The sequence below is a fragment of the Sphingomonas sp. Leaf21 genome (genome assembly GCF_916858675.1).
GTDB lineage: Bacteria > Pseudomonadota > Alphaproteobacteria > Sphingomonadales > Sphingomonadaceae > Sphingomonas.
Window position 1 is genome coordinate 55009 of sequence record NZ_CAKASM010000020.1, and the last position, 9303, is coordinate 64311.

8 protein-coding genes are annotated in these 9303 nt (G+C 67.1%); 5 read left to right on the forward strand and 3 right to left on the reverse strand.

Translation table 11 applies throughout. The annotated features are described in order from the left end of the window. Positions 1 to 51: 51 nt before the first annotated feature. Genes paoC through paoA form a run of 3 tightly spaced genes read right to left on the reverse strand, consistent with a single transcriptional unit; the run spans position 52 to position 3844 of the window. A complete protein-coding gene (gene paoC, locus LRP66_RS13895) occupies positions 52 to 2262 on the reverse strand; it encodes an aldehyde oxidoreductase molybdenum-binding subunit PaoC (protein WP_230483193.1) in 2211 nt (736 codons plus the stop codon). After that, on the reverse strand, positions 2259 to 3209 hold the full coding sequence (locus LRP66_RS13900; protein ID WP_230483194.1) for an FAD binding domain-containing protein: 951 nt from the start codon (positions 3207 to 3209) through the stop codon (positions 2259 to 2261). Before LRP66_RS13900 ends, paoC begins: the two co-directional genes overlap by 4 nt. Then, positions 3206 to 3844, reverse strand: coding sequence for an aldehyde dehydrogenase iron-sulfur subunit PaoA (gene paoA, locus LRP66_RS13905; protein ID WP_230483195.1), 639 nt, complete (start codon positions 3842 to 3844; stop codon positions 3206 to 3208). Before paoA ends, LRP66_RS13900 begins: the two co-directional genes overlap by 4 nt. Before the next feature lie 323 nt (positions 3845 to 4167). On the opposite strand from paoA, the gene LRP66_RS13910 reads away from it, so the two are divergent. From LRP66_RS13910 to LRP66_RS13930, 5 genes are all read left to right on the forward strand, one after another. Next, on the forward strand, positions 4168 to 4626 hold the full coding sequence (locus tag LRP66_RS13910) for a hypothetical protein (protein ID WP_230483196.1): 459 nt from the start codon (positions 4168 to 4170) through the stop codon (positions 4624 to 4626). 134 nt (positions 4627 to 4760) lie between these two features. After that, a complete protein-coding gene (locus tag LRP66_RS13915) occupies positions 4761 to 4973 on the forward strand; it encodes a cold-shock protein (protein WP_230483197.1) in 213 nt (70 codons plus the stop codon). Positions 4974 to 5059: 86 nt separating this feature from the next. Next, complete coding sequence (locus tag LRP66_RS13920; RefSeq protein ID WP_230483198.1) at positions 5060 to 5254, forward strand: hypothetical protein; 195 nt, start codon at positions 5060 to 5062, stop codon at positions 5252 to 5254. A gap of 178 nt (positions 5255 to 5432) precedes the next feature. Then, entirely contained in the window at positions 5433 to 7049 is a 1617-nt protein-coding gene (locus tag LRP66_RS13925; protein WP_443026698.1) for a DUF5597 domain-containing protein, read from the forward strand. Positions 7050 to 7149: 100 nt separating this feature from the next. Beyond that, positions 7150 to 8955: a DUF885 domain-containing protein gene (locus LRP66_RS13930; protein WP_230483199.1), complete on the forward strand. Its 1806-nt coding sequence runs from the start codon at positions 7150 to 7152 to the stop codon at positions 8953 to 8955. Positions 8956 to 9303: the final 348 nt, after the last annotated feature.

Sequence of the window (9303 nt, forward strand, 5' to 3'; positions counted from 1 at the left end):
GGCTTTCGCCGGGATCGCATCACGGTCACCCTACTGGCCGCCGCCAGTCCTTCAGGCGATGGCGGGCAGGCGGTCCAGATGCTTGTCGAGCGTCAGGGGATAGTTGCGGATGCGGACGCCGGTCGCGTTGTAGACCGCATTCGCCACCGCCGCGCCGACGCCGCAGAGGCCGAGTTCCCCTACGCCCTTGGCCTTCATCGGGTTCGCCTTGTCATCGGCCTCCTCGAGGAAGATCACCTCCTGATGCGGGATGTCGGCATGGACCGGCACCTCATAGCCGGCCAGATCGTGATTGACGAAGAAGCCGAAGCGCTTGTCGACCGCCAGTTCCTCCATCAGGGCCGATCCGACCCCCATCGTCATCGCGCCGATGACCTGGCTGCGCGCCGATTTGGGGTTCAGGATCCGCCCCGCCGCGCACACGGCGAGCATCCGCCGCACCCGCGTGACGCCCGTATAGGCATCGACCCCGACCTCTACGAAATGCGCGCCGAAGGTGGAGAGCTGATAGCTCTTGTCGAGATCGCCGAACTCGATCCGGTCCTCCGCCGAGAGCGGTCCCGCAGAGGCGGCATCGCGGAGCGACACCGAACGGTTGCCCCCGGTCACCTTGCCATCGGCGAAGGTCAGGTCGGCCGAGTTGAAGCCAAGCCGCTGTGCCACCGCCTCGCGCAGCTTGACGCAGGCGGCATAGACGCCCGCCGTCGCATTGGCCGCACCGAACTGTCCGCCCGACCCGGCCGAGACGGGATAGGCGCTATCGCCCAGCCGGACGTCGACCGCGTCCATCGGTACGCCCATCATCTCGGCGGCGGTCTGTGCGATGATCGTGTAGCTGCCGGTGCCGATATCGGTCATGTCGGTCTCGACCACGACGCGGCCATCCTTGCCGAGCGTGACCCGCGCCGCCGACTTCATGTTCATATGGTTGCGGAAGGCGGAGGCGACGCCCATCCCGACCAGCCAGCGGCCGTCGCGCACCCGGGCGGGCTTGGCGTTGCGTTGCGACCAGCCGAAACGCTGCGCGCCCTCCTCGAGGCAGCGGACGAGTTGCCGCTGCGAGAAGCGGCGATCGGGCTTTTCGGGATCGACCTGGGTATCGTTCTTCACGCGGAAGGCGACAGGGTCCATGCCGAGCTTCTCGGCCATTTCGTCCATCGCGATTTCCAGCGCCATCATGCCCGGCGCCTCGCCCGGCGCGCGCATCGCATTGCCCTCGGGCAGGTTCAGCACCGCCAGCCGCATGGAGGTGAGGCGATTGGGCCCGGCATAGAGCAGCTTGGTCTGATTGACCGCCGTTTCGGGACCGCCGCCGGGCTGGTCGCCCGAACCGCTTTCGTGCGCGATCGCCTGGATCGTGCCATCCTTGGCCGCGGCGATGCGGATGCGCTGGGTCGTGGCGGGGCGGTGGGTGGAGTTGTTCGCCATCAGCGGCCGCTGCATCGCGACCTTGACCGGCCGTCCGACCGCCCTGGCCCCCAGCGCCGCCATCACCGCATCGGCGCGCAGGAACAGCTTTCCGCCGAACCCGCCACCGACATAGGGCGAGATCAGCCGCACCTTCTCCTTGGGCACCCCCAAGGTCTTGGCCAGGTCGCCGCGTCCCCAGGCGATCATCTGGTTGGAGGTCCAGACGGTCACCTGATCGCCGTCCCACGACGCGATCGAGGCGAAGGGCTCCATCATCGCATGGCTGTGGTCGGGGGTGGTGTAGGTCGCGTCGAGCTGCACCGGGGCGGCGGCGAAGGCACTCTCGAACGTGCCGACGCGGTCGGGCTTGCCCGGCTTTCCGTCCTTGCCGCCGGTCAGCGGCGCGGTCTTCAGCGCCTCGGCCAGGTCATATTGACCCCTGGCACGGTCGTAATCGATCCGCACCAGCCCGGCGGCGGCGCGTGCCTGTTCGAACGTCTCGGCGACGACGATCGCGACCGCCTGGTGATAATGGTCGATATCGGGGCCGCCGAGCAGCTTGACCGTGTTGAAATTACCCTTGGCGAGCGGCCCCGCGTCGTTGGCGGTGACGATGCCGAGCACGCCCGGCGCGCCGCGCGCATCGTCGAGGTTCATCGAGCGGATCCGCCCCTTGGCGATCGCCGCGCCGACGATCCATCCATAGGCGGCATTGGGCGCCTCGCGATGATGTTCGAAGGCATAGGCGGCGGTGCCGCTGGTCTTGCGCGGGCCGTCGATACGGTCCTGTGCGCGGCCGACCACCGTCATGCGGTCGATGGGATTGGTGCCCGCGGGCTCGGTGAACTTCATGCGGTCCTCGCCTCGCTGATCGCGGCCGCCAGCGTCCGTTCGACGAGCGGCACCTTATAGGCATTGTCCGGGGTCGGACGGGCATCGGCGAGCAACGTCGCCGTCACCGCCCTGGCCCCTTGCGGCATCGCGGCCTCCGCCGCCTCGACCCGCCACGGCTTGTGCGCGACGCCGCCGACCGCGACGCGGCCGCTGCCGTCCTTCTGCACGACCGCCGCCACCGAAACGAGCGCGAAGGCATAGGAGGCGCGGTCGCGTACCTTCTCATAGATATGCGTGCCGCCGATCGGGCGGGGCAGGGTGACCGCGGTGATCAGTTCGCCGGGCTGCAACGCGGTTTCGATATGCGGCGTGTTGCCGGGCAGGCGGTGGAAGTCGGCGATCGGGATCGCCCGCGTCCGCCCCTCGGGGTTCACCGTCTCGACCACCGCGTCCAGCACCCGCATCGCGACGTTCATGTCGCTGGGGTTGGTGGCGATGCAGTCGCTGCTCGCCCCGACGACAGCGAGCTGTCGCGAATAGCCGCCAATCGCGCTGCATCCGCTGCCGGGCTTGCGCTTGTTGCACGCCATGTTGGTGTCGTAGAAATAGGGGCAGCGGGTCCGCTGGAGCAGATTGCCCGCCGTCGTCGCCTTGTTGCGCAACTGGCCGCTGGCGCCCGCGACGATCGCGCGGGAGAGGACGCCATAGTCACGCCGCACCCGCTCGTCGGCGGCGAGCGCGGTGTTGGTGGCGAAAGCGCCGATGCGAAGCCCACCCTCCTTTGTCTTCTCGATCCGGTCGAGCCCCAGATCCTGCACATCGATCAGATGGGTCGGCGTCTCCACCTCGATCTTCATCAGATCGAGCAGGTTGGTGCCACCCGCGAGGAACCTGGCGCCGGGCCGCGCGGCGGCGCGGGCGGCGGCGACGGGATCCTTGGCCCGTTCATAGGTGAACGCCTTCATGCCTTGCCTCCCGCGACGTCAGCCATGGCGTCGGCGATGTTGGAATAGGCGCCGCAGCGGCAGATATTGCCGCTCATCCGCTCGCGCATCTCGGCGCCGCTCGCCTGGGGGCGTGCGGTCAGGTCCGCCTGGACATGGCTGGGGATGCCGCGCTTGATTTCGTCGAGCACCGCCACGGCCGAGCAGATCTGACCCGGCGTGCAGTATCCGCATTGATATCCGTCATGGCGGACGAAAGCGGCCTGCATCGGGTGGAGCTTTTCGGGCGTACCCAGCCCCTCGATCGTCGTGATGCTGTCGCCCTCATGCTGGAGCGCCAGGCTGAGGCAGCTATTGATCCGCTCGCCGTTGACGATGACCGTGCAGGCGCCGCACTGGCCATGGTCGCAGCCCTTCTTGGTGCCGGTCAGGTGAAGATGCTCGCGAAGCGTATCGAGCAGCGTGGTGCGCGGGTCGAGCGACAGGGTGCGCGGCTTGCCGTTGACCTTCATCGCGACGTTCATCGCGGCGGGATCGGGCGGCATCGTCGTCTTCCCCATCTGTGCGTCGAGCGGCGCGGACGCCGCCATCGCGGTGGCGGCACTCCCCACGATCACGCCGCGCCGCGACATGGAAACCTGTCCGTTATCGGCCAATGTCCTGGCTCCTCTCAACCCCGTTTCGGATGATCCGACGCCCACGACCAATGACGGCAACCCCGAAGAAAAGGGCGCGATGGCGGCGATCGTCGAATGTCCCGACTGGCTTAACGCGCATAAGTGGTTTTGGTGTCGCGAAAATCTATCATGGGATAGCAGCGGGGAAGGGAGAAACCCGCCGCCCCGTCGTTCGGCCTGTGACAGAAACAGGGCGACGCGAAGGGTGCGACGTGGTAGCCCGATCCACCGCCGGTCTGACGATCGCAAGCGATGGCGGCTGAGAGACATCGTGCTCCCGCTTGTCGCGTCGGAGCCATGTGATGTCCCGTCTTTCCCGCCAAGCGACCCGCCCAGCGAATCGCCGATCCTTCTCCTCCGCGCTGGATCCGCTGCCGACCGGATCGGCGCCGCGTACCGCACCGCCTTCGCGCCACGAGTTCGACCAGGCGCACCGTGCGCTGATGAACGGTATTCGCGTGGTCGAGGAGCGGATCGCCCCGCTCTGGGCCGCGCCGTCGGGCGACATGGCGGAGGATCGCCGCACCGTCCGTGCCCGCGTGACCGCCAATGGTTTTCGCGAACTCGACGTGTTGCTCGCGCATTGGATCGGCCTTGTCGCCAGGCGACCCGTGCGGATGAACGAGATCGGCGAGTGGCGCGAAGCCGAACCCGAATATCCGGGCGGCTTCACGACGACCGATATTTTGGGCCTTGCCGCCGAATATCGCCGGATCGCGCCACCACTATTTGGGGCGGGTGGTTGCGAACTGGCCGCCTGATCCCCATATTGCTGACGCTTTAGTCGCACATCGACGGTTATCGGCGCTTTGCGGCCCCTTTTCCTTCTTTCCCTGCTGTCGAGGCCCCATTGGGCCCGCCGGTCCCCGGCAGACCCGTTATCGAAGGAAATATCATGAGCCAGAGCGGCACCGTCAAATTCTTCAACGCCGACAAGGGCTATGGCTTCATCACGCCGGACAATGGCGGCACCGATGCCTTCGTCCACGTGTCGGCGGTCGAACGCGCCGGTATGATCACGCTGCAGCAGAATCAGCGTGTCGGCTATGAACTGGAACAGGATCGTCGCGGCAAGATGGCGGCGGTCAATCTCACCCCGGTCGATTGACCGGCAGGCGGGCGGGATCGCATTGCATGATCCCGCCCGATCGATCGTCCTGCCCGCCGACTATCCTCCATCGGAAAGGCTCCGTCATGCGTGACTCCGAAATGTATCTGCAGCGTGCCGCCGATTGCCGTCATCAGGCCGACGCCTCCGACCTCGCCAATGTCCGCGACCGTTGCCTGCGGGCCGAGGCCGCGTGGTCGGCGATGGCGCAGCGTTCGCTCCGGACCGAGGCTGCGCGCGACGCCCGCGCGGTCGCTCCGATCCCGGCGGAAACCCACTAAGCCACTCCCGGTCCCGCCGCGAGGTTCGATGCCCGCCGCTGAACCAAGGCGGCGGTTGTTCCGCGTTCGGGCGAGGCGGATGATTGCGGTAGCGATCCCATAGCCGGTTGAAGCCGGACGCATCCCCGTGCACAGAGGGGCCTCATGCGGCGGATAGCCGAAGGGGAGGGGATTTTCGATGCGTCTCGCAATGACTTGGGCCGCCATGGCGCTGGGAATGGCCGCGCCCGTCGCGGCACAGACCGACGCCGTTCCCCGCATCGTCACCAAGGGCGGACGACACGCCCTGATGGTCGATGGCCGCCCGTTCCTGATGCTCGGCGCGCAGGTCAACAATTCGAGCAACTACGCCGCCGCGCTGCCGCAGGTCTGGCCGATGCTCGACCGGATCCATGCGAACACGATCGAGATCCCGGTCGCCTGGCAACAGGTCGAACCGGAAGAAGGTCGCTTCGATTTCAGCTTCGTCCAGACGCTGCTCGATCAGGCGCGGGCGCATGACAAGCGCGTCGTGTTGCTGTGGTTCGGGACGTGGAAGAACACTTCGCCCGGCTATACGCCCGACTGGGTCAAGCTGGACAATCGCCGGTTCCCGCGCATGAAGACGCGGACCGGACAGGACCATTACGCGCTGACCCCGATGGCGCGGACCACGTTGGAGGCGGACAAGCGCGCCTTCGTCCAGTTGATGGCCTATTTGAAGGCGCACGACCCGCAGAACACCGTCATCATGGTCCAGCCGGAGAATGAGGTCGGCAGCTACCGCAATCCGCGCGACTATTCGGCGGCGGCGCAGGCGCTGTTCGAGAAGCCGGTGCCCGACATCCTCGTCCGCAAGCTGGGCAAGCGGCCCGGCAACTGGCAGGCGGTGTTCGGCACGCAGGCGGACCGGGCATTCAACAGCTGGTACACCGCGCGCTACATCGATGAGATCGCGGCGGCGGGCAAGGCGGTCAAGCCGCTGCCCATGTATGTCAACGCCGCGCTAGCCGGTCCCTCCAACGTTCCCGACCCCGATGGCGTGGCGAGCGGCGGTCCGCAGCAGGATGTGCTCGATATCTGGAAGGTCGCCGCGCCGTCGCTGGATGCCGAGGCGCCCGACATCTATGACCGGGCGAGCAAGAACGTCGCGCTCTATATGGACGCCTTCGCCCGGCCGGATAACCCGCTATTGGTGCCCGAGATCGGCAATGGCCGCGAGTTCGCGCGCTATTTCTACGAGGCGCTCGGGCGCGGCGCGATCGGCTTTGCGCCGTTCGGCATGGATGACACCGGCTTCTTCAACTATCCGCTGGGCGCCAAGACCCTCGACGCCGCGACGCTCGACAGTTTCGCGGGGCCCTACGGCGCGCTGTCGGCGGTGATGCGCGAATGGGCGCAGGCAGCGTTCGAGCATCCGACCTGGGGCGCCGCCAAGCCCGATGACGGCAGCGATCCCGAAACGGTGATGGGCGACTGGCGCATTCGCGGCGAATTTGGTCAGTGGCAGTTCGGCGAAAAGAGCTGGAGCTGGCTGAAGTCCGAACCCGCGCCGTGGAAGGCGGAGCCCATTGGCGGCCTGGCGGTCGTCCACGTGTCGCGCGACGAGTTTCTGGTGACGGGCGATCATGTTCGCATCCGCCTGGAGCCTGCCAAGCCAGATACCAGGGCGATGGTCGTCCGTGTGGAGGAGGGGCATTTCGCCGACGGTCGCTGGACGATGGACCGGGTGTGGAATGGCGACCAGACCGATTACGGGATCAACATCGTCGATAGGCCGGTCGTGCTGAAGGTGACGATGGGCCGCTACCGCTGAGCGACGCCAACTCTCGGCCGACGTCCGGACAATTCGCTTTCCATAGCGGCTTCAAGTTCTTAGCCTTCCCGTTTCATCAGAAATGGAAACGGGAGTATCCATGCAGCGTCGCCAGTTCCTCGCCTCCGCCAGCCTGACCACCGTCGCCGCCGCCTTTCCAGGGGTGGTCCGCGCGGCGGAGGGCGCGCGCGATGCGGACCTGCGCGCGATGCTGGACCGGTTCTTCTATGCGCGGCTGGAGGACAGTCCGGAACAGGCGACCTCATTGGGTCTCGACACCGGGCCCCGTGCGGCGCTGAAGAGCCGGCTGGGCGATGTGTCGCGCGCCGGTGAGGCGCGGGGATTCGCCCGCGCCCGGCAGGAGCGTGCGGCACTGCGGACCATTCCCCGCGCCGCGCTCGGCCCGGCGGCGCGGCTGGACTATGACATCGTCACCTACAGCCTCGACCGGATGATCGCTGGCGAGCGCTTCACCTATGGCGACAGCGCGGGCCGCTATGCCCCCTATGTCCTGAGCCAGCTTTCGGGCGCCTATCGCGACGTGCCCGATTTCCTCTCCAGCCAGCACCGGGTCGCCAATGCCGCCGATGCCGATGCCTATGTCGCGCGTGTCGAGGCGCTTGCGGGCGCGATCGATGCCGAGACGGCGCGCCAGCGCGAGGATGCCGCGCGCGGCGTGTTCGCGCCCGACTATATCCTCGACACCACATTGGGGCAGTTGGCGGCGGTGCGCGACAAGGCGCCGGAGGCGACCGGCCCCGCCACGGATCTGGCCGCCAAGCTGAAGGCCGCACAGCTTCCACCCGACCGCGCGGCGACCGTCGCGCGACTGATGCGGGAGCGGGTCTTCCCGGCGCTCGATCGCCAACGCGCGCTGGTCACGGAATTGCGCGCCAGGGCGGTGCATGATGCGGGCGTCTGGCGGCTGCCCGACGGCGCGGACTATTACACCGCCGCCGCCGAGGCCGCGACGACGACCAGGATGACGGGGGACGAGATCCATCGGCTGGGTTTGGCACAGGTCGGTGAGATCGGCGCGCGCCTCGACGGGCTGTTGAAGGCGCAGGGGCTCAGCCAGGGCAGTGTCGGCGATCGGCTGGTCGCGCTCAACAAGCGCCCCGACCAGCTCTATCCGAACACCGATCCGGGCCGCGAGGCGCTGCTCGAGCAACTGCGCGCGCAGCTCGCGGCGATGACGAGCCGCCTGCCCGAACAGTTCGCGACCCTGCCCAAGGCACCGGTCGAGATCCGCCGCGTTCCGGAAGCGATCCAGGCGGGAGCGCCCGGCGGCTATTACCAGTCCGCCTCGCTCGACGGGACGCGGCCCGCCATCTATTTCATCAACCTTCGCGACACCTTCGACCGGCCCAAATTCGGGCTCGCCACGCTGACCTATCATGAGGCGGTGCCGGGCCATCACCTCCAGGTCATGTCGGCGCTGGAGAGCCAGGACATTCCGCTGATCCGGCGGCGGGGTTTCTATTCGGGCTATTCGGAAGGCTGGGCGCTCTATTCCGAGCAACTGGCTGACGAGATGGGGATGTATGACGGCAATCCGCTGGGGCAGATCGGCTATCTCCAGTCGCTGCTGTTCCGTGCGACACGGCTGGTCGTCGACTCCGGTATGCATTCCAAGCGCTGGAGCCGGGAGAAGGCGACCGACTATCTGATCGCCACCACCGGCATCGCGCGGGGACGCAGCCAGGGTGAGATCGACCGCTATACCGTCTGGCCGGGTCAGGCGTGCAGCTACAAGATCGGGCATACCGTCTGGACCCGCCTGCGCGACGCCGCGAAGGCCAGGGCGGGGGCAGGGTGGGATCCCAAGCGCTTCCATGAGGTCCTGTCCCTCGGCGCGATGCCGCTCGACGTGCTGGAGCGTGTCGTCGGCGAGCGCATGGCGTAGCCGCTTTTTCCCGTCTCCCCGAGGAAGCCTTCGGGAAAGTCGCGGTGTCGCCAAACCACCAGGCCACCGCCCCGGCGGAGGCCGGGGTCCAGTTGGGGAGATTTTCGACATACCACGGACGCTTCGCCAAACTGGATCCCGGCCTTCGCCGGGATGGTAGTGAGAGTTAGGCCGGATCGACATTCAGCTTATTCTCCCCTCTCCGCTCTACGAGGGGCGAGGGAAGGACAGGCATAGTTGAATGTCGATCGGCTCTAGCAAGAGCGCTATCATGAGTAGCCCCTAGATTTCTGGACGCCTCGGGTCCTAATTTTGAGGACAGGAGGCGACGATGGGGAAACCCAATTT